This window comes from Providencia alcalifaciens (assembly GCF_020271745.1).
Classification (GTDB): domain Bacteria; phylum Pseudomonadota; class Gammaproteobacteria; order Enterobacterales; family Enterobacteriaceae; genus Providencia; species Providencia alcalifaciens_B.
In genome coordinates, this window is sequence record NZ_CP084296.1 from 1429621 (window position 1) to 1453459 (window position 23839).

Annotated in this window: 21 protein-coding genes, 1 tRNA gene and 1 pseudogene; 18 read left to right on the forward strand and 5 right to left on the reverse strand. The window is 43.8% G+C overall.

Features of this window, described 5'->3' with window-relative positions; translation table 11 throughout:
- Window positions 1–46 precede the first annotated feature (46 nt).
- Window positions 47–1534: an inorganic phosphate transporter PitA gene (gene pitA, locus LDO51_RS06575; protein WP_225577234.1), complete on the forward strand. Its 1488-nt coding sequence runs from the start codon at window positions 47–49 to the stop codon at window positions 1532–1534.
- A gap of 138 nt (window positions 1535–1672) precedes the next feature.
- Here pitA and uspB read toward each other — a convergent pair whose 3' ends face one another.
- The gene (gene uspB / locus LDO51_RS06580; protein WP_225576789.1) at window positions 1673–2008 is read right to left on the reverse strand and encodes a universal stress protein UspB; all 336 of its coding nucleotides are present in this window, start codon (window positions 2006–2008) and stop codon (window positions 1673–1675) included.
- Window positions 2009–2441: 433 nt separating this feature from the next.
- On the opposite strand from uspB, the gene uspA reads away from it, so the two are divergent.
- Both uspA and gdhA read left to right on the forward strand, forming a co-directional pair.
- Window positions 2442–2876, forward strand: coding sequence for a universal stress protein UspA (gene uspA, locus LDO51_RS06585; RefSeq protein WP_225576790.1), 435 nt, complete (start codon window positions 2442–2444; stop codon window positions 2874–2876).
- Between the two features lie 269 nt (window positions 2877–3145).
- Window positions 3146–4480: an NADP-specific glutamate dehydrogenase gene (gene gdhA, locus LDO51_RS06590; RefSeq protein ID WP_225576791.1), complete on the forward strand. Its 1335-nt coding sequence runs from the start codon at window positions 3146–3148 to the stop codon at window positions 4478–4480.
- Between the two features lie 111 nt (window positions 4481–4591).
- On the opposite strand, the gene rsmJ is transcribed toward gdhA, so the two are convergent.
- Together rsmJ and prlC are read right to left on the reverse strand one after the other, a co-directional pair.
- Window positions 4592–5362: a 16S rRNA (guanine(1516)-N(2))-methyltransferase RsmJ gene (gene rsmJ / locus LDO51_RS06595; protein ID WP_225576792.1), complete on the reverse strand. Its 771-nt coding sequence runs from the start codon at window positions 5360–5362 to the stop codon at window positions 4592–4594.
- Complete coding sequence (gene prlC / locus LDO51_RS06600; protein WP_225576793.1) at window positions 5355–7397, reverse strand: oligopeptidase A; 2043 nt, start codon at window positions 7395–7397, stop codon at window positions 5355–5357. The genes rsmJ and prlC overlap by 8 nt, the downstream gene beginning before the upstream one ends.
- Window positions 7398–7680: 283 nt before the next feature.
- On the opposite strand from prlC, the gene LDO51_RS06605 reads away from it, so the two are divergent.
- The 7 genes from LDO51_RS06605 (at window position 7681) to LDO51_RS06635 (ending at window position 16447) form a co-directional block, all read left to right on the forward strand.
- Window positions 7681–7775: transfer RNA gene (locus LDO51_RS06605), tRNA-Sec, on the forward strand.
- Between the two features lie 164 nt (window positions 7776–7939).
- On the forward strand, window positions 7940–9145 hold the full coding sequence (locus tag LDO51_RS06610; protein ID WP_225576794.1) for a tyrosine-type recombinase/integrase: 1206 nt from the start codon (window positions 7940–7942) through the stop codon (window positions 9143–9145).
- Between the two features lie 532 nt (window positions 9146–9677).
- Complete coding sequence (locus LDO51_RS06615) at window positions 9678–11567, forward strand: ABC-three component system protein (protein WP_225576795.1); 1890 nt, start codon at window positions 9678–9680, stop codon at window positions 11565–11567.
- A gap of 1 nt (window position 11568) precedes the next feature.
- Window positions 11569–12165, forward strand: coding sequence for an ABC-three component system middle component 1 (locus LDO51_RS06620; protein WP_225576796.1), 597 nt, complete (start codon window positions 11569–11571; stop codon window positions 12163–12165).
- Complete coding sequence (locus tag LDO51_RS06625; protein ID WP_225576797.1) at window positions 12165–15146, forward strand: AAA family ATPase; 2982 nt, start codon at window positions 12165–12167, stop codon at window positions 15144–15146. Before LDO51_RS06620 ends, LDO51_RS06625 begins: the two co-directional genes overlap by 1 nt.
- Window positions 15147–15351: 205 nt before the next feature.
- Window positions 15352–16152, forward strand: coding sequence for a hypothetical protein (locus LDO51_RS06630; RefSeq protein ID WP_225576798.1), 801 nt, complete (start codon window positions 15352–15354; stop codon window positions 16150–16152).
- A 55-nt stretch (window positions 16153–16207) separates the two neighbouring features.
- On the forward strand, window positions 16208–16447 hold the full coding sequence (locus tag LDO51_RS06635) for a hypothetical protein (RefSeq protein WP_225576799.1): 240 nt from the start codon (window positions 16208–16210) through the stop codon (window positions 16445–16447).
- Window positions 16448–16546: 99 nt separating this feature from the next.
- Here the strand turns inward: LDO51_RS06635 and LDO51_RS06640 are convergent, their stop codons facing one another.
- Together LDO51_RS06640 and LDO51_RS06645 are read right to left on the reverse strand one after the other, a co-directional pair.
- On the reverse strand, window positions 16547–16756 hold the full coding sequence (locus LDO51_RS06640; RefSeq protein WP_225576800.1) for a helix-turn-helix transcriptional regulator: 210 nt from the start codon (window positions 16754–16756) through the stop codon (window positions 16547–16549).
- Between the two features lie 105 nt (window positions 16757–16861).
- Complete coding sequence (locus LDO51_RS06645; RefSeq protein WP_225576801.1) at window positions 16862–17440, reverse strand: inovirus Gp2 family protein; 579 nt, start codon at window positions 17438–17440, stop codon at window positions 16862–16864.
- Between the two features lie 402 nt (window positions 17441–17842).
- Here LDO51_RS06645 and LDO51_RS06650 point away from each other — a divergent pair, with 402 nt between their 5' ends.
- From LDO51_RS06650 to LDO51_RS06685, 8 genes and pseudogenes are all read left to right on the forward strand, one after another.
- Entirely contained in the window at window positions 17843–18808 is a 966-nt protein-coding gene (locus LDO51_RS06650) for a hypothetical protein (protein ID WP_225576802.1), read from the forward strand.
- Window positions 18809–18868: 60 nt separating this feature from the next.
- Complete coding sequence (locus LDO51_RS06655; RefSeq protein WP_225576803.1) at window positions 18869–19741, forward strand: GTPase family protein; 873 nt, start codon at window positions 18869–18871, stop codon at window positions 19739–19741.
- A 91-nt stretch (window positions 19742–19832) separates the two neighbouring features.
- Window positions 19833–20257, forward strand: a pseudogene (locus LDO51_RS06660) (antirestriction protein).
- A 13-nt stretch (window positions 20258–20270) separates the two neighbouring features.
- Entirely contained in the window at window positions 20271–21107 is an 837-nt protein-coding gene (locus LDO51_RS06665; protein ID WP_225576804.1) for a DUF932 domain-containing protein, read from the forward strand.
- 211 nt (window positions 21108–21318) lie between these two features.
- Window positions 21319–22026: a helix-turn-helix transcriptional regulator gene (locus LDO51_RS19630; RefSeq protein WP_225576805.1), complete on the forward strand. Its 708-nt coding sequence runs from the start codon at window positions 21319–21321 to the stop codon at window positions 22024–22026.
- Between the two features lie 176 nt (window positions 22027–22202).
- Window positions 22203–22670: a hypothetical protein gene (locus LDO51_RS06675; RefSeq protein ID WP_225576806.1), complete on the forward strand. Its 468-nt coding sequence runs from the start codon at window positions 22203–22205 to the stop codon at window positions 22668–22670.
- Window positions 22671–22826: 156 nt separating this feature from the next.
- Entirely contained in the window at window positions 22827–23315 is a 489-nt protein-coding gene (locus LDO51_RS06680; RefSeq protein WP_225576807.1) for a hypothetical protein, read from the forward strand.
- Window positions 23316–23379: 64 nt separating this feature from the next.
- Window positions 23380–23829 (forward strand): IrmA family protein, encoded by a 450-nt coding sequence (locus LDO51_RS06685; RefSeq protein ID WP_064718299.1) that lies wholly within the window; start codon window positions 23380–23382, stop codon window positions 23827–23829.
- The last annotated feature ends 10 nt before the right edge of the window (window positions 23830–23839 follow it).

Genomic DNA, 23839 nt, shown 5'->3' on the forward strand with positions numbered 1-23839 from the left:
TGATAATGCGCCGCGTTCATGTCCAACCAATAATGGCTTAACGTCTATGCTACATCTTTTTACAGGTTTAGAATTTTACACAGGTCTATTGTTAGTTCTAGCACTGTTATTTGTGCTGTTCTATGAGGCGATTAACGGATTCCATGATACTGCTAACGCGGTCGCAACGGTGATTTACACCCGAGCAATGCGTGCTCAGTTCGCGGTTGTCATGGCCGGGGTATTTAACTTTTTCGGTGTCTTGCTGGGAGGGCTGAGCGTGGCGTATGCCATTGTTCATCTTTTACCAACAGACCTTCTCCTTAACGTGAGTTCTGCTCACGGCCTTGCAATGGTCTTTTCATTGCTACTGGCTGCTATCATCTGGAACCTTGGAACCTGGTATTTAGGTATTCCAGCATCAAGTTCCCATACGCTGATCGGTGCAATTATCGGTGTTGGTTTAACCAATGCGATAGTGACTGATACATCGGTGGTTGATGCGCTGAATATTCCTAAAATGATCAGCATTTTCATGTCCTTAATTCTTTCTCCGGCTATCGGCTTTGTGATCGCTGGGCTGATGATTTTCATGTTGCGCCGTTATTGGAGTGGAACGAAAAAACGTCGCCGTATCCATTTAACGCCAGCTGAACGTGAGAAGAAAGACGGTAAACGTAAACCACCATTTTGGACGCGTACTGCATTGATCCTGTCTGCTGTCGGCGTGAGCTTCTCTCACGGCGCGAACGATGGGCAAAAAGGTATCGGTCTGATTATGCTGGTGTTAATTGGTGTTGCGCCAGCAGGCTTCGTCGTTAACATGAATTCAAACGGTTATGATATCGCGAGAACGCATGATGCGGTGGTTCATCTGCAACAATACTATGAAACACATAAACCAGCCTTAAACCACGCAATTGAAAATACGCCTATGATGGCGGAGAACAAGCCAGAAGAAGGTGAGTTCCATTGCGACAGTTCACGTACAGCTATTATCTTAAATCAAGCTCAGAAGATGCTCAGTGGCATTCAGAGCTATGATGAGCTAACACTTGATCAGCGCAACCAAACTCGTCGCTTGTTAATGTGTATCTCGGATACTGCGAATGCAGTGGCGAAATTGCCAGAAACCAGTGCGAAAGATGCAAGCTTACTGAAAAAACTCAGTAATGACCTACTGTATACAGTTGAGTATGCACCGTTATGGATTATCGTTGCTGTTGCGTTAGCACTGGCTCTGGGTACCATGTTCGGTTGGCAGCGTGTTGCGGTGACTATCGGTGAGAAAATCGGTAAGAAAGGGATGACTTACGCACAAGGCGTATCGGCTCAGGTGACTGCGGCGGTATCTATCGGTGTGGCAAGTTATACAGGTATGCCTGTTTCAACAACCCAAGTCCTCTCTTCTGCAGTAGCGGGTACGATGGTCGTTGATGGTGGTGGTGTTCAGAGCAAGACGATTAAGAGCATTGCGCTTGCATGGTTACTGACTCTTCCTGTTTCCATTATTCTGTCTGGTGCATTGTACTGGATTGCGCTGAAGATTATCTAATCACAGCGATAGGGAGCCCAGTTAGGGCTTCCTGTGCACTTATCAGTACGTTAAACATCAGTATTCTAAAATAGTGATGATCGGTTTCCGGTCATCACTATTTTTTTGTGTTGAGTAAAGGGAATAACAAACACGAGATTAATTGGCTATCAGCATATAGACCAAACTCACAACGACTAAAATGCTTAATCGGCTGATCAACATAAACTGCTTGCGAATACGTTCGCAACGGAATATTACATCAGGATCGTAGTGCTCAAGGTACTGCTTGGTATTGATATAGCGGACAAGGCGCAATTGCTTGTTAAGCTGGCCGTGAGTCGTAAAAAAGCCATTACCATCAACGGATTGATAAAGTAGGGGATCCGAATCCCTTAGAATAGATAATAAAACGCGAATGGAAGAAAAATAGCGCATCATATTTAAGATGCACAAAATGCAGAGTGCCCAAAATAATGCAATTACACTGAACATAATCCCCTCCTTAGAACGAACCTAAATTGCCCCGTTGTCACTAAAGGAAATACCGCCAAAATATTGCACTAACATCATGTACTTTCATTGTAGGGCATGTGGTTACTTAAACACAATTCATTGCTTAAAAAAAGTGCAGCTGGCTCAAATTTTGAACTCAAAAAAGTGGGTACCCTAAGCTGTTAATTTACAGATTGTTGATTACACTTACTGGCATTGCGGCAATTCGAATTTTGAAGCGATATATATTAATATTGAATGAATGATGTTATTGTTTTATCAAATGTTCTGTCTTTTAATCCTTAAAAATTAATCTGCTAGATGTGATCAAAACGACACTTAGTTATCGCTTTTAGCAGGTATAGTATATTCATAAGATATTGGTGAACGTCGTTAACCACCAGTTAAATCAGCATTTGGAAGGAGTTTACTTATGGCTTATAAACATATTCTTGTCGCGGTTGATTTATCACCTGAAAGTAAAGTTTTACTGGATAAAGCAGTTTCTATGGCAAAACCGTACGGAGCCAAAGTCTCTATGATCCATGTTGATGTTAATTACTCGGATCTGTACACCGGTCTTATCGATGTGAATTTAGGTGATATGCAACAGCGCATTACTGACGAAACTCGTAATTCACTAAAAGACCTTTCTGCAGGTGCGGGTTATGACATCCAAGAAACCCTTAGCGGCAGTGGTGACTTAGGTCAGGTGTTAGTGGATGCCATCAAAAAATACAACATGGACTTAGTTGTTTGCGGACATCACCAAGATTTCTGGAGTAAGTTGATGTCTTCGGCTCGCCAGCTAATCAATACTGTTCATGTGGATATGCTGATTGTTCCACTGAATGACGAAGAAGAATAATTCATCACAGATAAGTTGAAATATTATTCACTAAAAACGCCTGCTTATGCAGGCGTTTTTTTTGTGACAAAATAATCGTCTGAAGGGAGTGATTGGCAGGTCAAGCAATTTTTTTTTCAAATGAGTAAAAAAAAACCTTGAATTGAGAATATAAACTAATGATATATTCAATAGGCAAACACAAATCGACCTCACATTTTCTAAAAAAAAAGATAAGAAATAGTGAGGCACTTCACAACAATATATCCACATGAAAAAGGAAGACAAAGATGGCGCAAACACTATCTTCATTCTTGGAGTCCGTCCAAAAAAGAGACCCTTCACAACCTGAATTCCTACAAGCAGTGCGTGAAGTATTCACTTCTCTTTGGCCTTTCATTGAACAAAATTCAAAATATCGCGATCAAGCACTTCTCGAACGCTTCGTTGAGCCAGAAAGAGTGATCCAGTTCCGCGTGTGTTGGATGGATGATCAAGGCAAGGTACAAGTTAACCGTGCGTGGCGTGTTCAATTTAGCTCTGCGATTGGCCCATTCAAAGGTGGCATGCGTTTCCACCCATCCGTTAACTTATCCATCCTGAAATTCTTAGGTTTCGAACAAACCCTCAAAAATGCACTCACAACCCTACCAATGGGCGGCGCAAAAGGCGGTTCTGACTTTGATCCTAAAGGAAAAAGCCACGGTGAAGTGATGCGTTTCTGCCAAGCGTTAATGACAGAACTTTATCGCCACTTAGGGGCTAATACTGACGTTCCTGCGGGTGACATCGGTGTGGGCGGTCGTGAAGTTGGCTTTATGACTGGAATGATGAAAAAACTGTCTAATGACACCTCTTGCGTTTTCACCGGTAAAGGTCTGTCATTTGGTGGTAGCTTAATTCGTCCAGAAGCAACGGGTTACGGTCTTGTTTACTTCACTGATGCGATGCTCAAACGCCACGGTTTAGGCTTTGAAGGCATGCGAGTGGCCGTTTCAGGTTCGGGTAACGTTGCTCAGTACACCATTGAAAAATGTATGGAATTAGGTGCGAAGGTCATCACTGCATCTGACTCTAGCGGTACTGTCGTGGATGAAGCGGGTTTCACCCCTGAAAAACTTGCACGCTTAGAAGCTATCAAAAACAACTACGGTCGTGTTGAAGAATACGCGAAAGAGTTTGGTTTAACTTACTTAGCAGGTAAACAACCTTGGGGCGTTCCAGTGGATATCGCACTGCCATGTGCAACACAGAACGAACTGGATGTAGACGCGGCTAAAGTGCTTATCCAAAACGGCGTTAAAGCTGTCGCAGAAGGCGCAAACATGCCAACTACCATTCCTGCAACTGAGTTATTCCTTGAAGCTGGTGTTCTGTTTGCTCCAGGTAAAGCAGCTAACGCAGGCGGTGTTGCAACGTCTGGTCTGGAAATGGCACAAAACGCAGCACGCTTAAGCTGGAAAGCAGAAAAAGTGGATACACGTTTACACCACATCATGTTGGACATTCACCACCACTGTGTTGAATTCGGTGGCGAAGCCAAACAAACCAACTACGTCCAAGGCGCGAATATTGCTGGCTTTGTCAAAGTCGCTGACGCTATGTTTGCACAAGGCGTTGTGTAAGGTTTTACTCAAAACGTAAGCGAAAGGGCGGTCGTACAAGTTTGTCGGCAATGTTATTTGTGATAAACAGTCATTGTGATAAACCGTACAAACGCCCTTCGCCGTTAGGTTTTAATCGCTGTGTTTAATACAGGGATAGATATCGAATCGATGGCTTTTGGTTGTGACTGCTGAAGGTGCTTTTTGCCCCGCAAGCGGTTCGGCGTAATCAGGTCGCTTAACCACAACACGGCGTTTTGCCAGCGCAATGGCTGGTGCCAGTAAAGAATCTGCATCATCATCAGCCCCGACCAATGACTGAAAAACCCGCATCTCTTTCTTCACTAATGCACTTTTTTGCCGATGTGGGTACATCGGGTCTAGGTAAATCACGTCCGGTGCTTCAGTAATTTCGGCTAATGCTGTAATACTTGATGCGTGGATCAGTGACATTCGTGATTGTAGCCATTCACCAATTTCAGGGTCTTGATAACCGCGTTGTAAGCCATCATCAAGCAATGCAGCCACCACGGGATGACGCTCTAACATTCGCACTTTACAGCCCAAAGCCGCCAGTACAAAAGCATCGCGGCCTAAACCGGCTGTCGCATCAATCACATCGGGCAGATACTCTTTTTTGATCCCCACCGCTTTAGCAACCGCCTCACCGCGCCCACCGCCAAATTTACGGCGATGCGCCATCGCACCTGAGACAAAATCCACAAAGATGCCGCCTAATTTGGGCTCATCCATTTTGCGTAATTGCAGGTTTTCGGGGGTTAACACCAACGCCATCAGGGCGTCTGGCGTATGAGTGAGTTGCCATTTTTCAGCAAGTTGGTTGAGAGTGCCGATATCGGCACCCTCTTCACAGAGTAATTGGATAGCAATATTATCAGCCATGAATACCGTAGCTCTTCAACATCGCATCTAATTCTGGTTTACGACCACGGAAACGCTCGAACAGTACCATTGGCTCTTCAGAACCGCCGCGACTTAGAATGTTGTCGAGGAAAGATTGGCCGGTTTGGCGATTAAAAATGCCTTCTTCAGAGAAGCGAGAGAACGCATCGGCAGCCAGTACATCCGCCCATAAATAGCTGTAATAACCCGCTGCATAACCGCCAGCAAAAATATGGCTAAATGCGTGAGGGAAACGTCCCCATTTTGGTGATGGTACCACGGCCACTTTTTCTTTGATGGCGTACAGCGTAGGCATAACTTGCGCGCCTTTTGCTGGGTCATATTCTGCATGCAAGGTGAAATCAAACAGGCCAAACTCGAGCTGGCGTAGGACAAACATCGCAGACTGGTAATTTTTCGCGGCTAACATGCTGTTTAGCATATCGGCTGGTAATGGTTCGCCAGTTTCATAGTGACCAGAGATAAACTCAAGGGCTTCAGGCTCCCAGCACCAGTTCTCCATAAATTGGCTTGGTAATTCAACGGCATCCCATGGAACCCCATTGATACCCGCCACATCGGCAACATCAATTTGGGTCAGCATATGGTGCAGGCCATGACCAAATTCGTGGAATAGGGTGATGACTTCATCATGGGTAAATAAAGCGGGCTTATCCCCTAGCGGTTTATTAAAGTTGCAAGTTAAATAGGCCACAGGATTTTGCAGCGTACCATCTTTATGTACCATGCGACCTACACAATCATCCATCCATGCACCGCCACGTTTGTGCTCGCGAGCATATAAATCGAGGTAGAAGCTACCGCGCAGGGTATTGGTATCATCATACAGTTCGAAGAAACGGACATCATTGTGCCAAGTTTCAACATCATGACGCTCTTTTGCCGTTAAACCATAAATACGATGAACGACTTCAAACAGCCCATTTAATACGCGTTGTTCTGGGAAATAAGGACGTAATTGCTCATCATTAAGTGAGAATTTATGCTGTTTTTGTTTTTCGCTGTAATAGGCTAAATCCCAAGATTCGAGGGTTTCAACACCATAATTTTCTTTCGCGAATGCGGTCAGTTCCGCGAGTTCTTCTTTACCTTGCTGATGAGCACGGTTAGCTAAATCATTCAGAAAACCTAAAACTTGCTCAGGGGATTCTGCCATTTTGGTGGAGAGGGATTTTTCTGCAAAGTTTTTAAAACCAAGCAGTTGAGCCAGTTCATGGCGCAGCGCCATTAACTCATCGATAAGTTCGCTGTTATCCCATTTACCTGCGTTTGGACCTTGATCTGAAGCGCGAGTGCTATAGGCATAGCTCATTTCACGGCGCAGCTCTGCATTATCTGCATAGGTCATGACTGGTAGGTAGCTTGGCATATCTAAAGTCAGTAAATAACCTTCTTCACCTTTAGATTCCGCCATCGCTTTTGCTGCGGCGATAGCGCTTTCTGGCATGCCCGCAAGTTCGCTTTCATCTTTAATAAGTTTTGACCAACCCATTGTAGAATCCAGTACGTTATTACCGAACTTAGAGGCGATCTCCGATAAACGTGCGACAATTTCACCATAACGTTGCTGTTTTTCAGCAGGTAGACCAATGCCGGATAGCTCAAAATCACGCAGGGTATTTTCGATAGATTTACGTTGAGCTTGGCTTAATTGATTAAATCCCGCGTCTTCTTTGAGGGATTTATAAGCTTGATACAGTGGCTCATGTTGTCCCATCCATGTACTGAATTCGGACAGTAATGGCAGGCATTGTTCATAAGCTTCACGCAGCTCAGGGCTATTTTTAACAGAATGTAGATGGCTCACTGGGGACCAAACGCGGGAGAGTTTATCGCTCGCTTCTTCTAATGGTTGGCACAGGTTGTCCCAAGTGTAGTGGCTGTTGGCCGCCAGAATATTTTCAACGGTTTGGCGATATTCGTCTAAAACATGTTCAACTGCCGGGAAAATATGTGCAGGTTCAATGTGCTCAAAACGGGGTAATGCGGAATTGGCTAATAATGAGTTTGTCATAAAAAAACATCCTTGAATGCAGGCTTGCGCTCGGGAGCCAAGGCTTACGGTGCTGACAATGAAAGTGTTGGCGGGGTGACATTGAAATCAGCGCGCCGTATGTAGATATGAATAAGTATATGGGGGCAATAGTAGAAACCTCAATATCACATTTGTGCTTTTTGTTATCAGTTTTTGAGAATGGCATGACATTATTGGCATGTATCAATAATTTGAGTGGTTGTTCTTACAATCCCTTGGAAAATAAATAATTCAGTTTATAATCGAACACCTACCAAGTAGAGGAAGATCGTCGTCTCCGGTGAGGCGGCTGGATTTCAAATCCAGTTGGGGCTGCCAGCAGTCCCGGGCAGGTTCGACTCCTGTGATCTTCCGCCACTCAAGTTCAATACAACTCCACAAAACTCAAGTAATCCCTTATAATATCAGCTATTAGTACACCTTCCAGTCTCCTGATGTCAACCAAGGTCAACCTACATCAATAGGTTTTTGGGGGCATATCAGGGGGCACTAAAAATTAACCCCAAAATGAGGTGCCCCCAATGACATTAACCGCCCGTCAGGTAGAGACTGCAAAGCCTAAAGAGAAATCATATAAACTCTTTGATGGTGGTGGTTTATACCTTGAAGTTACAGCAAAAGGCTCACGCTACTGGAGAATGAAGTATCGCTTTGGTGGTAAAGAAAAACGATTAGCTTTTGGTGTTTTTCCTACCGTGACACTTGCTGAAGCTCGTGAAATGAGAAACCAAGCAAAAAAAGTACTCGCTGCTGGTGGTGATCCCGGAGAAGTCAAAAAAGAAGAGAAGGCGATTCAAAAGCTCAGTACGGGAAATACGTTTGAAGCTATTGCCCGCGAATGGCATAAATCGAAAGCCGATCGCTGGTCACTGCGTTATCGTGACGAAATTATTGATACCTTTGAAAAGGATATCTTTCCTTATATCGGTAAACGCCCAATAACGGAAATCAAGCCGTTAGAGCTGCTGGAAACGCTGCGTAAGATGGAGAAACGCGGTGCCTTAGAGAAGATGCGTAAAGTCCGCCAGCGTTGCGGTGAAGTGTACAGATACGCGATCATCACTGGCAGAGCCGAATACAACCCTGCACCTGATTTGGCTACCGCTCTAACCCCGCCGAAGAAACAACACTTCCCGTTTTTAACCGCTGAAGAACTGCCCTATTTTCTGAAAGATTTAGCTGGTTATACGGGCAGTGTGATCACCAAAACGGCAACTAAAATTATTTTGCTGACGGCTGTACGAACACAAGAACTACGTTTTGCCCGTTGGCAGGATATTGATCTAGAAAAAGGGATTTGGGAAATTCCGGCTGAAGTGATGAAAATGAAGCGCCCACATGTAGTGCCATTATCTAAACAGGTGATCGAGCTATTTAATTCACTCAAACCATTGTCAGGGCATTATGAGCTTGTGTTTATAGGCCGTAACGATCACAGAAAGCCGATCAGTAAAGAAAGCGTGAATCAGGTTATTGAGTTGTTGGGGTATAAAGGAAGGCTGACAGGACACGGCTTCCGCCACACGATGAGTACGATTCTGCATGAGAAGGGTTTTAATTCAGCATGGATTGAAACCCAGCTCGCGCATATCGATAAGAACGCGATCCGTGGTACGTATAATCATGCTCAGTATATGGATGGACGCAGGGAAATGATGCAGTGGTATGCGGATTACATGGGTGAGTTGGAGGGGAATTTGGATAATGTGGTTAGTGTGAATTTTTAGTGATAAATAGCTGTCTTTATGTGTAGATGGCTAAAGAGTAGGCGTTTTATCTCTTATTCTGCATTTATCATTTGGAATAGTTCAGTTGCTGATTGGCGATGGCTTCAGCCATCGCCTCAAGAGGCTCCCAAAGTTTATTACTGCTGCTTAGGCATCAGAAAGGTCATTATCGCAGCCATGAGCGAAGAAATGATGACGCTCGCTCCTAGTTCAAAGCAGACTAATGACTACTTAGCCTGTCTGCTGTGCACTGTGAACCGCCTCCACTCATTCACCTATTATGTTTAAAACCAGCCTTTAGCCCTGATACATATCCCAAATAAGTCGCTATTAACTCTAGTACATAACCAGACAGATATTCAGAATTTCTAAGCAGCATAGGACACAAAAAATCACGAAAAGATGTTTATTTCTTGCTGCAAGATGAGAGTTAACTCACTGTAAAATCAATGGCAATTCTGTTAGGATGACTAAAATTTGTTCAGAACAGAAAAATGCAATAAGGAAAATTTGAATGCTCAGAAGGTTCCGGTTGGAACGGAAGTCTGATTATGAAAAGTTGGTGATTGCTCAACGTCTGGCAGAGATGCTTGAGAATTTCTTAAGTGGAAGGCAGTCGCCTCTGTCAATTGGTGCTGAACAAGGTGGCATTGACGAGTGGGACGATGTGGTAATCATGCACACCACAGACCACTATGAGCATTTACAGATCAAGCGCCAGTCGACTAACTTTTGTACCAAAGATCCTAATAAAGCTGTACAACTTGCTAAAAAAACCAGAAAGGGTTCCTCACCCACCTCCCCAGCTAATTCCGTTTTAGACTCGGCGTTTTCCAGTCTTGCCAGATTCGCGAAAGCGGGAAAATTTGACGAATCGCCCAACCGAGAGTTCAGACTCACACTCGTAGGTCTGCATTTGCTGATAAAAGATAATTTTTCAGTCAATCATCTAGAAGAAGTCTGTGATCTTTGTCGTCAGCAAGGGCTTAGCATAGAGGAGCTAGTTAGGCGACAGGATGGCCCAACCACGAGGGCTTATTTATGGCTAACAACCTGGTGTGGATTCGAAGACTGGAGCCAGATACGAAATGTGCTTCGCCGAGTTAAAATCAATTGTATCGGTAACGATACGACATTAAAAGAACAGATAATTCAATCCCTTGGTCGCAACTTCAGCGATCCGAAACGTACACTGGACCGCTTGATTACCTATATCGCTACAGAAACATCTGACGTAGCAGCCTTGGGATGCCATCACGTCGTTCATGAACTGCGAAGTGAATTGCGCCCTGATGTTGAAACTTGGGTGCAGTATCAGTTAAGCGACGGTTCTACAGTGGCTAGCAAAACTTGGTCATTAGCCGGAACGCTTGATCTTGCCAGTCCAACAGCAAGGTCCGCAAAAGGAGTCGTTGAGCATATGTGGAGTAGTGAGCCCGGCAACCGCAAGCTTAGAGTGTATGCCAATTACTCCCCCCCAGAAGGAGATAATCTAACTCTTCTTTCGGCCATCGTGCGTATGGCTTTGCATTTACCCCTTGGTAGCCAGGGGCTGATGTTAGGTGAACTAACGTGGCGCAATAGCGTTGGTCATGAAATTGGACACACACTTGGCTGTGCAGAACATGACTTCAGCGACCTGCCCTGGCTTGAAAATTCTGAACGATTAGCGTGTGCACAGGATCATGAATTTAAGACGTTAAGTGCGGCTCGAGGAGAAGCTGAAGCGCTTGCTAAAGCTATGGACGACGTGCTATGGCAACGCCTCCTCCAAGGGGTTTCAGCTAAGCTCGGCTCAATCTCAGATTCGGCGCTGGCAGATGCGATGGAGACGGTCTGGCAGTCATGGCTGGGTGGGTTCGCAGCTGCACCTGAAAACCGCCGAAAATTCATGGATCAGCTTCTGTATCCGAAAACTGAGAGAAAAAATGAGAAGCATGCGCTTCGCCTGGGCCTTCGTACTTTAAATCTTCTCGTTACCGCTGTTGAGACCTTATTGCTGGTAGCAGTGGGTTTGCCTGAAGGCAGCAATAACTGGGAATCTTTTCAGGAAGGTGGCCCAGTATTGAGCATTGCTCTTAAGTACTGGTCTGGCCCTGCGGGTGGTATTTCGGGAGTGCGAGAGCTTTCTGACGATCCATTAATAGCTGTTATCGGCCCTAATCCGGATCCCATCGTTATCTTATCGGGTGTGAGTACATCCCCATCAGAATTATTAAATATAGGAATGGCTGACGACGCAGAGACTACGACCAGTATGGCCGCGGAGCGTCAACCGCACCTGCTCGTCACGCGGTCTGGTATGTTTCGTCATTTACATAACGGGACACTTGATTCCGTACGCCAACATTTTACTAAGCAATGGCAAGATCGAAAGCTCGCTCGTGAATCGGCCATTGAGAAGAATACTAAAGGATCCTGAAATGCCGACAATCCAAGAACTCGTTACCGCTATAACTAAGCGTGCTGAGGGCCGCTATGAAGTTCATTTGCCAGATGTGGACGAAATGGTTTCACCCTCAATTGATATCGGTATGACTGCAATACAACTCAGACGCATAAATCGAGAAAATGCTGGATGGCGGACAGTATTGATCACGGCATTTCCTAGTAACCTAGATAATATCCAGGGTGCTTTCCGATGGGCCGCCGATATCCGGGACATACTTGCAGAGCCGCAGACAGCAGATCTTTACATGTTTATGCTCATCGACGGAGTTGAGTCAGAAGATGCTGCCCGTTTCGAAACGGACGATCGATTCTGCAGGAAGGTGGTACTCAGAAAACAGGAAGATATTGACTCCTTCCTTGATCGGAGTTTTCTGGCGTCTTTAACACCTGCGAGAGGTGGGAATGATATCAGCGATCCTCTTCTAGCATCTCTGAACTCGATGTGTCAAACACACTCTTGGGTAGAACCTCACCTCGAAACATGGCGTGAATTGTTACTCTCTGAGAAATCTGGCGATGAAATTGTTAATTCGCTGAGGGATACGACGTTTGGAGAGAAGGACTTTTAATGAAACAACTTAAATCTATCACGCTCTCAAACGTCCGCCGATACGGTGTCGACACCAAAATTGAGCTCAGTGGCGGTGCAACCATTTTACTGGCCCCTAACGGTACAGGGAAAACGGCCTTCTTTGAAGCGATCGAATTCAGTCTCACGGGTAATATTTCTCGTCTAGGTGAGAATCTCTCACCCATTATCAGGGACAGCCAGACAGTGGCTAAGGTGATATTGGATTTTGGGGATTTACAAGCCTCTGCACAGGTGAGCAACGGAGGTGACGTCGAAAGGACTGGTGATTTAAGCTCTCTTTTTCCGAGTACGAATTCGGAGGACATCCCCTTTTTACTGAGACTTACCCACTTACTGGATCAGCGCGAGGGACAATGGCTGGTAAAAGCGGATGCAAAAGTTGCGGGCGCTCAACTGGCTCGCTTGCCAATCGGTAAAGATGGAACCCTAGTTAGTAATGCTCTTGGCGGCATTCGCCGCGTTCTCACTGAGAAGCTGAAGCAAGCAAAGGGAGCCCTTGAGGCGCTCGAAGCTGAGTTTGGGGAATGGCAAAGTCTGATTCTTGATCGGGACCAGGCAGCATCACAATCTCAGGGTGCTCTGCGCAGTAAAGAAAACATCGCAGAATCAATCTCAGATATCGCTCGCAATACTCAGAGTGCAGAACAATTGCCAGTAGGTTTACTGGTTCCGCCAGTGGGTATCAGCAATCTGGAAACAATGCACGATGCATTAGAGCAAACAGTACAAGCAAAGCTAAGCCGACTTCGCGAACAGATTGCAGCGCTTATGGAAGTGGATGGACTAATTGGCCGGTTCGTTTCTGAACAAGCGCGCTCTGAGCAGCTTGGCAATGCGCTTATAACTGCTAAAGAGGAGCTGACACAAAAACGACAGGAACGATCTCAGCTAGTTGATAAAAAGGATAAACTCCAGAAGGAACTTGTCACAGCTGAAGCAGAGCGTGATGTAATTATACAGCAACTTAACCGGCTCAATAGTGAGGCACGAACAAAAGAGGCCTTCGAACAACGTAAGCTTGACTTGGCGTCAGCTGACAAAGCGTTGGTCGACGCCCAGTCTCTGGTATCAACCTTGCGGCACGTACATGAGGAGAACGAACAGCTCCGTATTGAACATGAACTTATAAATAAACAGCGTAAGTCTTTGCAGCTTGTAGATAGTGAAGTACTTAGTACTCATCAACTTATCAAGAACTGGGAAGACATTCTTCAACATATTGCGACTATTACCGACTTGGTTAGCAATGAGGAAATTCATGAGCGTGTACTTCAGGAACATCTTCATACCGCGAACTCGTTAAAGGCATCAGCTGAAACAGATGAGCTTTCAGTGAAGCAGTTCCATGAGATGCTCACGTCTACTGCTGACGCTATAAGGCAATCTGTAGTCACCATTGCAGCACATTTACCAGAGGATCGCGGGGACTGCCCTTTATGTGGAGTGGAACACGGCGCTGTCGTTCTTCATGAACGCATTACCAGATCATTAGAAGCTATAGACCCCAAAGTTATCGAAGCAGAACAGCGCGTTAAAGCAGCATCCGATCACTTGCGGAAATGCACAGAAACAGTGACGAATGCCGAAATAGAATTGAAAACGTGTCAGGGTAAAATTGTTGAACTGCGAGGCGATATCGTTCGCTCAGTAGCGGAGATCAATCAACTCAAAACAAACACCCTTCTTGACGGAGATACGGTACAGCTAGCGAAAGCATCTATCCAACGTCGCGAAGAATCGAATGCTTCAGCGAAACAGCAGCTTGACGAAAAACAGCTTCACCTTGCCCCCTTACCGACACCTGAAATATTGGAAGCATCTAAAAACGCGTACCAAACTTCGACTCGCGAGCTGGATACTGCGCGGCAGAATCGGGCAGGAACCCTGGCTAGTCTTGAACAAACAACCGCTGCACTAGCTGCAATAACAGCAGGTGCATTCCCTTCAAAAACGCTGATTGATTTATCCACTGAACAAAATAAAAATACAATTCAACTAATTGAATTAAAATCGAAAATTGAGGCTGAGCAGTCTGCATTAGATAGACAGAATATCCCTTTAACTGAAGCTATTAATAAGATAAGTGGCATCGAAAAGCAGATTACTGACGCTCAGGCTCAGCTAGCCTCAATCCGGTATTCATGGAGACAACTGTCCTTTCCTGGCGATCCCGCTCTCGAAGTGGCGAGCAGTAAAGAGATTCAACTGCAGTCATCCGTTACTGACCTGTCCCGATATTCAGAACAGTTGCAAACACTCAAAATTGAGATTGGTACTTGGAGTAAACTGGAACAGAGTCGTTTGGCACAAGGCCTTATAGATCGTCGCCGAGGAACATCATCGGAGCAGGAATTCGCTACGAGTCTTAGCCTGCGAATTGATAATGAGAGAACAAATCAGATGCAGTTGCTGCAATTATCTGAAGCGATCGAAACGCTCAATCGTTGCCTATCGACTGAGATCTCTAATGTACAAAAACATGTGCTCTCCGTCGTTCCAAGGTGGCAGGCTTTGCTCAAACGCGTAGTCAGGGAACAGCGCTTTACTGGCACCAGTTTGGGGTTTCGTAGTATCTACAGAAAGGAACATGCTGAAGTATCTGTTCCGTTACATGGGGAGTCAGTACCGGTTCCGGCGATAGCGAGCGAAGCTCAGCTTACTGATCTACAGCTCACCTTCTTGCTCTCCATGGCATTGGAACACCAGTGGTCCTCATGGCGCTGCCTGCTTCTGGATGACCCAACACAGCATCATGACCTGGTCCACGCAGCATCCGTATTCGATTTACTGCGTGATTACATAGTTGATCATGGCTTCCAGGTTGTAATTGCAACGCATGACGCCCTTCAGGCCCGTTACTTCATGCGCAAACTGCAAAATGACGGAATTGATGCACGTCTGTGGTCACTCATTCCAACACCTGAGGGGGTTAAGGCATCGGAGATGCAGATAGCCTAATAACATTGTGCCAGCTGATAAAGCAGGGCTGAGGGGCTAGCCTCAGAGGCTTGGCGACCGAGATCTGCTTACAGGCTATAACCTCATGCTAGGGCTTCGGGATGACAATGGAGATCAGATGCCGTAGACGATGCGGATGAAGGTGGGGAAATTTCGGGGGAACAGATTTTGACGAAGAGTAATGCGATAAATCATTGGAGGACTTATGGAAACAGCTATTTTAGTTGAGAGCGGGATCAGGAGAATCATCACGCTCGATGAATACGCCAATTTGATATCGGGCAAAGAGAAGAAATTCTGGCCGGAGCTTTATTGTGTTGTTTGTGACAAATCGGTTCACCAAAAGGGGCTTTTTGTTGCAAGTGAGGATTTTACACCACGCTTTAGCCACGCAAAAAAAGAACCTAGTGAAGAGTTTTGTCCTTTAGGGTCAGAGTCGAAGAGATTTAACGCACTTAAGAGTAATGAAAAATCGCTATCGTCGGAAGAAGCTCGTTTAAGGCGTGAGCGGTTTATGAAGCCAGTAACTTTTCGGCTTGCTTATTTGATTTGTTGGCATCTTCGTGGCAGGCAAGGTCAACTTACGCTTAAGGCATTTACTCGTATGGTTGAAGTTGCTGACAGTGTAGGGATGTGGCGACATACATGGTTGCCGGACTGGAGCATCCCACTAATGCTAATGCTGATGGCAAACAATGAAACCCGAAATGGGCAGCATCAGTTTTACTATCGGGTTAAAAGGATTTGCCGGACTCAACACTCGAGTTGGGACCCAACGAATGTACACCTAGTTGCCTGTTGGCTGGATACGGGAGCTCGGATAGCTGATAGTGAGAAAAAGAGTAGTTTTCCGTTGGTCATTCCACTATCAAAAGGCTATGTGGATGAAATCATAAATCTGACTGAACGCGATGCCACTACATGGGCTCAGAAGGAAAACTTTGTAAACGCCCTTGAGCGGTACAGAAATGGCCTTATCAATAACGTGCAATTGAAGGATGAATAAGCAGCGGACGAACCAAAATATCAGCGAGTCAAGCACTGAGTTAATCGGCGGCTCTATGAGTATATACACACAGAAAGCGGGTTCGATAATGCTGCAATCTTGTTTAGAGACTTTACCCAGCGAGAGGCGAAACGCATTATTGCAGCATACCGCGGTGCAATACGAAATAGGCGTTTTAGGTTTGTACTATATTCGCTACTATCAGTTTGTGGCTATTCTTGATATAGGGATGGCACATTCCCTGAGCAACTACGAATTTGGTAAGGCCGCCAAGCCAGTGTTGTTCATGGCGTAGCTATGTCTCATGAAAGTTATGATACTTTCTCATTGTTGAATTTCCAGTGTGACTTAAATGTTGGTGTTACTAACGCAGAATAGGGGAATGATGTGATGGTTAGACTCTGGATTCGGCAATACGTGCTTGTAGCCAATCTTCAACCTCGCTCTTTAACCAGCGAGAGCTACGTCCCAGTTTTATCGGCTTTGGAAATTCACCATCTTGGATCAATTTATAAAACCATTTATCAGTTAATCCAGTTAAACGGGTTATAAATTTCATATCAACGCATTGATCATCTAATAAGGGAATCGCTTGAGTGCTCATTATTGAACTCCTGTCTTTAAAGTTAAAAGGCAGAAGGGATATCGATGAATGTTTAGGGATATCTCTCTTCCAAAAGATATCCCCCTCATGTTTTTTCTTAGTAGATTAACGGCTGCATCCAAAAGAACGCTCGCCATCATCATAATATTTTGTATGCTCTTTGGCTAAGTAACGACAGCGTTGGTTTAATTCGAATATCGAACTTTCATTGTTGGCATTATTGTTATCTAGCCAAGTAACGGCGTTATCTGGGATATGAACTAAATAACGCTCATTCACACCAATAGCACTACACCATGCCTGCTGTATTAATGCATAGAGTGTTCCTTCAGTTTTGATGAAATCACCTAGGTTCCAATAAACATCTTTATTTAATAGCAAAAGGACATGGTAATGCTTTTTGTTTTTTATCTCACCAAACTCTCTGACCCATACATAAAACAAGGGGCATGAATGGTTGCGTTTCCATGCTTTATTTTTACGTTTTAGGTCAGCGTCTATTTTTGCTTTTAAGGATTCGAAGAATCGTGTGATAACTCTGGAATCGCTAAAATGAAATATATTTTCTGATGGGAAGCGCAAGTCCACTCGGATAGCTGTAATACGATTACAGGTTAAGAGTGATTTACGAATGGTGTGGTTTATTTTTTGAATGTAATTTTCATTGTAGGTGTTGCTAGACATGATTTATACCTTTGGTTGGTTTTATTTCATATCTAGAATCGGTGTTGTTAAAAATATGAGTTTATCGTTTATAAATTATGGTCTATATAAATTACGTAATAGGTGACAGGGTGATATCTAATAATCAATGAGTGACTTTATTAATAATAATACTATACCAACACGCAAATCTTCACACACATACTCTGTGTAGCCGTCATTAATGGCTATACGCACAGTCCCGCTAATTCTATCTACTCAGATATTAGTTTCTTTGGTTTTTAGCTATACTTGATATTGTTTTCTTGGTTTATGTCACGATATACAAGCTATAAATGACCTATTATGACACAATCAATGCTACGTAAAATACAGTGTTAGTCTGTGCTATGGTTACTTACTAGATTGAATGAGGGTAAAGTGATGAAAATGGAAGAAAGTATAAAAATTCAAATTAATGATAATTATCTAAAATATAGAAAGATTTATATTGGTGAGTATCTTATCTACAAGAGTAATAAAGCTTTTCCTCTTGGTTTTTTTACCAAGAATCAATTTGAAAAAAATGATTCCGAAATTATTTTTTTAATGAAAGAATTTTTAGAGAAGAGTGGGGTTAATAGTGAAGGCTTTTTTGATGAGGTTAATCTTCTTTTACTTAGAAATTTAGTTAACGGGGAAAGTTTTTTTAAAGATAAACGCTTTTCATTTTTGGTTGTTAATTATCTAATGAAAACATATAACTATAATTTAAAAAATGGGGCTTTCCCTCCTTCTATTATTGCCACCGAAAATTTCTCACCTATAGATCTATACTCATTAAATGGTGAGGATATGCCTTTTCATTACATGATAGCATTACTTGATTTTATTACAGTTGTCATTGATTACAAGAAAACTATTACAGATGTAAATGAAATGAAAAAAACATATCTTTCATATTATCAGGAATATCAAAATCCTTTTTCTTTTTTACCTAAAAGTATAGGTTCACTAGAGTGGATAGTGTCTAGAATGAAAGATAGGCAAATAAATATTTGGCGTGATAATGATGTTAATGTTTTAATTAAAAATGATGGATGGAAGTGTGTTCTTTCATGTTTTGATTTTTTTTTATTTCTCTGCGTAACTGATTCAAAAGTATCTGATGTTAAGCTTTTTTTATTGCGAACAAGAAAAGCATGGAGTCAAAAGAAATTCCGTGATGGAGTTAAAGGTAAAGAGGTATTGAATACCTATATATCTAAAGAGTCAAAGTTAAAATTAAAAAAAATAGCAAAGCATCATAATAAAAATATTAATGAAATTATTGAAGCTATGATTGATCAAATTGACTTACCAGAGGAACCATTAGAAAAGTTAATATTGGAAGCTAAAAAGGAAAATTAAAAAAATTACAGATATATATTATTAACTTGAATAGCCACAATGATTTTTCAAGGATGTAATATGAACCTACAACCCGAATTAGGAAGGGTGATATCCGCCTTTCCTGCTTCATTTAAAAATCTGTTTTTCAACCAACTCAATCACCTAATCAACTACTCCCCCACCATCGGCCTGATGGGTAAAACAGGGGCTGGCAAATCCAGCTTAATCAATGCCCTATTCCAATCCCAGCTATCGCCTGTGAGTGATGTCTCTGGCTGCACACGACAAGCCCAACGCTTCAGTATGACAATGAAGAGCCATACACTCACCTTTGTTGATTTACCCGGTGTAGGTGAAAGCCTTGAGCGGGATAGAGAGTACCACCAGCTCTATCGTAACTTACTGCCAGAGCTGGATTTAATCATCTGGGTACTTAAGGCCGATGATAGAGCGTGGTCTTCTGATGAACAGTGTTATCGCTTTCTCACTGAGCAATGTGGTTATCAACCAAGTCGCTTTCTATTTGTGCTGAACCAAGCCGACAAAATAGAACCCTGCCGCCAGTGGAATGAACTGAGCCACCAGCCATCCCCTGAGCAAGCGGCTAGCTTAGAATTGAAGCAACAAGCCGTGATAACCGCATTTAAGCCGCATCATCCTGTGATGGTTGTATCTGCAATCGAAAACTATCAACTCACTGAATTAGCAGAGCAACTAATATTGGCGTTACCGGCGAAAGCCAGTAGCGGTGTGGCTAGGCAACTGAACAACACTTACCGGACGCAATTTGTAGAAACTTCAGCACGTAACGATTTTGGGCAATGCGTCAGCGATATCGTCGATACGCTGATAGACATCCTTCCCCTACCTGCCTTGATGAAAAGTACGATTGGTACAGTCAAAAACAGCATTGTATCCGTTGCTAAATCCCTGTGGAGCCTATTCTTTTAACCTCCTACGTTAACTCATTATTCATCACTCTCAGCGCCAGTCCTTAACGGGATTGGCGCTTTTTTATTTCTTTTTATTGGAGTCTCAACTTATGAATCATTCAACCGAATCCTCTATCACAATGGAATTAGTCCCTGATGAACAACGCCTTGATTTTTGGTTCAACTATTTTGGTGCAGTTAAAGGCTGGACCACCTTTGAAGTGGTGATCTTCACCACGATGGGCCAATTCAGTGATGAGTATCATGGCGGTTACTGGGAGTATGGTGTACTCAGCAATGGGGGGCCTTTATCTACCCCGATATCAACGCGGACACCTTAACCCTATTCAACATGCACAACGGCAATGAAGCCACCGTGAGCCAAGAAGCCGCAGGCATTGTAATATGCCTTATCCTGTACAGCATCTGGTCATTCCAAACAGAAAGCGAAGTGATGTGCGACCGCTTTTATCAGTTGCGTGACTATGCTTCACAACATCCCGAGTCCGCTGCCATTTTCCACTTAATTGATTAATCAGGAGTCTATCATGAGTTTATTAGCTTCGCGTTTTGGCTCTGCTAACAGTATTCGTCGTGACCGTCCACTCACCATTGAAGAATTATTTCGTACTGTACCGAGCGTTTTCTCCGAAGATAAGCATGGGTCACGCAGTGAACGTTATACTTACATTCCCACCATCACCTTGTTAGACAGCCTACAAAAAGAAGGCTTTTATCCGTTCTTTGCCTGCCAGACTCGAGTGCGTGATGTCAGCCGTCGAGAGCACACCAAGCATATGTTGAGGCTGCGGCGACATGACCAAATTACGGGCGTACAAGTGCCTGAAATTATTTTGCTCAATAGCCATGACGGTTCGAGTAGCTACCAGATGTTGCCGGGACTCTTTAGAGCTGTATGCTCCAACGGTTTGGTGTGCGGTGATGTATTAGGTGAAGTGCGTGTCCCCCATAAAGGGGATGTGGTGGGGAAAGTGATTGAAGGGGCCTATGAGGTACTCGATACATTTGAGCAAGTGGCTGAAAAACGCGAAAGTATGCAGTCGTTATTGTTACCGCCACCAGCCCAGCAAGCCTTTGCTGAAGCGGCTTTGACCTACCGCTTTGGTGAAGAGTTCCAGCCCGTCACGCGAGAGCAAGTTCTACAGCCTCGACGCTTTGAAGATAAAAAAGAAGACCTTTGGACGGTGTACCAACGTCTACAAGAAAACCTGATTAAAGGGGGATTATCAGGCAGAACTGCAAAAGGTAAACGCGCTCGTACTCGTTCGGTGAATGGGATTGATGGCGATATCAAACTCAATAAAGCCCTGTGGGTGATGGCAGATACCTTATTTAACCAACTTGCCCCTCGCCAACCCAACTAATTTTCCCGCCCTGACAGGTTGTGTCGTTACGCCTTACTTTCTTATCGTTCAAATAAAAAGCATAACGTTATTTATCAATGAATTACTTATAGTGATTTTTCATCAAAATGCCTAATGAGAATTTTTCCCAACAGACATAACCTGTCAATCCCCTAAGTTAAACTCCCTCACTTCTTAATTTCCTAACGTCTGTTATTGAGAGCAATACGTTATGTTTCAGATTAACCGAAAATATGACCGCATGGCTGTGCGACTCTCTGCGCTGATTGCCCGCTTAATGGCAGGAGAAAGCCTTGTGCTCTCATGTTTAGCCCAAGAGTTCAATGTTTCTGAACGCACGTTACAACGGGATTTACGTGAACGCTTGGCTTATCTGGGTGTAGAAGGTCGGCAAGGTTGTTATCGCTTGCCCATCAATACGCTAAAAGCTTATCGAGACAAAGATGTTCTTACCTTTGTGAAACAGATTGGGATGACTCGATTATTTCCGGGGCTAGACAGTCGCTTACTCGGATTACTATTAACCCAGCAGCCCCATGCGCCTTGTTTGATTTGGCATCATGCCCATAAGATTTCGGCTTTGCATGCCGACCATTTCTATCAATTGGTGTATGCCATTACCAGTAAGCAATCTATTAGCCTACTTACGCCTGAACGTCGTTTTAATCCGCTACAACCCTATCAACTGATTTACCGTGAAGGCCAGTGGTATTTATTGGCGGAATACCACCAGCAAGTACATGTCCTGTTGTTAGATGATATCCAGCAAGTTCAACCACTCAATACCCCCTTCACACCGAAACACGCAGTGATGCAACTGTCACAACAAAACAGTTTTATCGCGGCCTTACCGCATTTTAGATTGATATCACAATTACTTACCTCTCTTCCATCACACAAAGAAAGGAGCCGACCATGACGTTATTAACCCCACCAGCATCGCATCCCACACATGCCCGCACTGTTCTTCTGAGCAAGACATCATTGCATGGGGCTCGGGCTGGATGTGCCGTGATTGTGGTCACGAATGGATCATGCCTATTCAAAATCACCCTCACACCGAGAATTCATCATCACATAAGGAAGCTTAAAAATATGAACACCGTTTCACACTTACAACTGGGTTTAGAGAGAATAGCTATCGTTATCAGTATGTTGTTATGCCTTTGGATCACTGGCGTATTGTTAACACACTTCCAGCTTATCGCTCTCATCATGAACCCGTATGGGATCACATTGATGTACTTCGTTTTATATCTCTTGGCTTTGGTTATCCCACAACTCTTGGCGCAATTAGGCTTGTGGGTTTTAAGTGCCTTTAAGGGGGTTGATTATAAAATTCATTTCAACCCCAAATTAGTTGCCATTATCTCGTCCATCATTATCGGATTAGCCCTCTCTAGCCTACTGATTATCATGTCATCCAGTTGGCTATACGGTTTTACTGAAGGTATCGCCACCACGATATTGCTGATTGATTTGCTTATCGCCACTGGTATTGCCTTTTATCTTCATCGGCGAATTCGTCACTGGGTTTCAGTGCGACTAAACCGCCAACCATAACATTAAACATGATCAGCAATTTTTGTTGTGGATACCTTATTCACCCTTCACCAGATAACCATCGAATACGCCATATCAGGGAAAACCAAGCGCCCATTAGACGGTGTTCATCAAGCGTCAATCTGACGTTTCTATTTATGTTGATAGGAATTTATAATGAAAAAATATGTATTTGTAGCTGCTTTAGCCTCACTGTGGTTGATGACATCACCTGCCTCCGCCACCAGCCAGCCTCCTAAAAATACCATTTGGGAATATAAAGGGGATGGCGGTAAAACCTTATGGCAAGTATGTGGGAGCCAAAATAGTAGCTGTAGGATTGTGGGCTCAACCAAGCATTATGTTGCGGTACTGAATCATAAATCCGCGTCAGGTTGTGCATTTGGTGATTTCTACATCGTGGCAAGAACTGACGGAAACTGGCAACAACGCGATACGGGTACTTGTAGCCCTAACGCTTATGTCCAAAAAGGATACATTAATAACGGGCAATATTCGTCAGTTGATATTGGTGTCAACGGTACTATCGTCAAACGCTATCCGATAGGTTATTGGAACCAGCAAAAAGAATTATCAGGTAAAAAACGCCCACGTTGGAAAGAAAAGGACCGCACTAAAGGCGGATTGCAAACCAACCAACAATAAATAACATTCTCGCTATCGTTACTTGCGGTAGCGGGGACGATACAAGATAACAAAAGGTAACGTAATGAATAAGATAAAAAGCCTATTTGCGATAAAACTATTGATAGTTAGTACATTTAGCTTGGCTGAAGAACAACAGCGTTATGCGAGCATCACACATACCAGCTCAAATTTTATTAACCAAGGTTACTGTGGTTATTCATTTACCCTCGATAATGGCGGTAACCATATGGTGTTAGACCATGCGGAGTTTGGTGCGCTGGAGATAACCTTGAGAATGAAAGATGGGCAAGGAAAAGTATTAGGGGATACGGTACTGGAAGTGGAACCTTTTGGCGATTCTAGTGCAACGCGTGCGACCTTTACAGGATTGGAAATTCCTTGTGAAGATGTTGCTGAGTTTGAAGTGGTTAAAGCCGTGGAAGATCAGAACGGGCGTAAGATTGAATTGCCGTTATCGATTTTTCAGGCTAATAATCCAGAGTTAGCGAAGATGTCAGTTGCAAGCAACTAATTGATTTAAG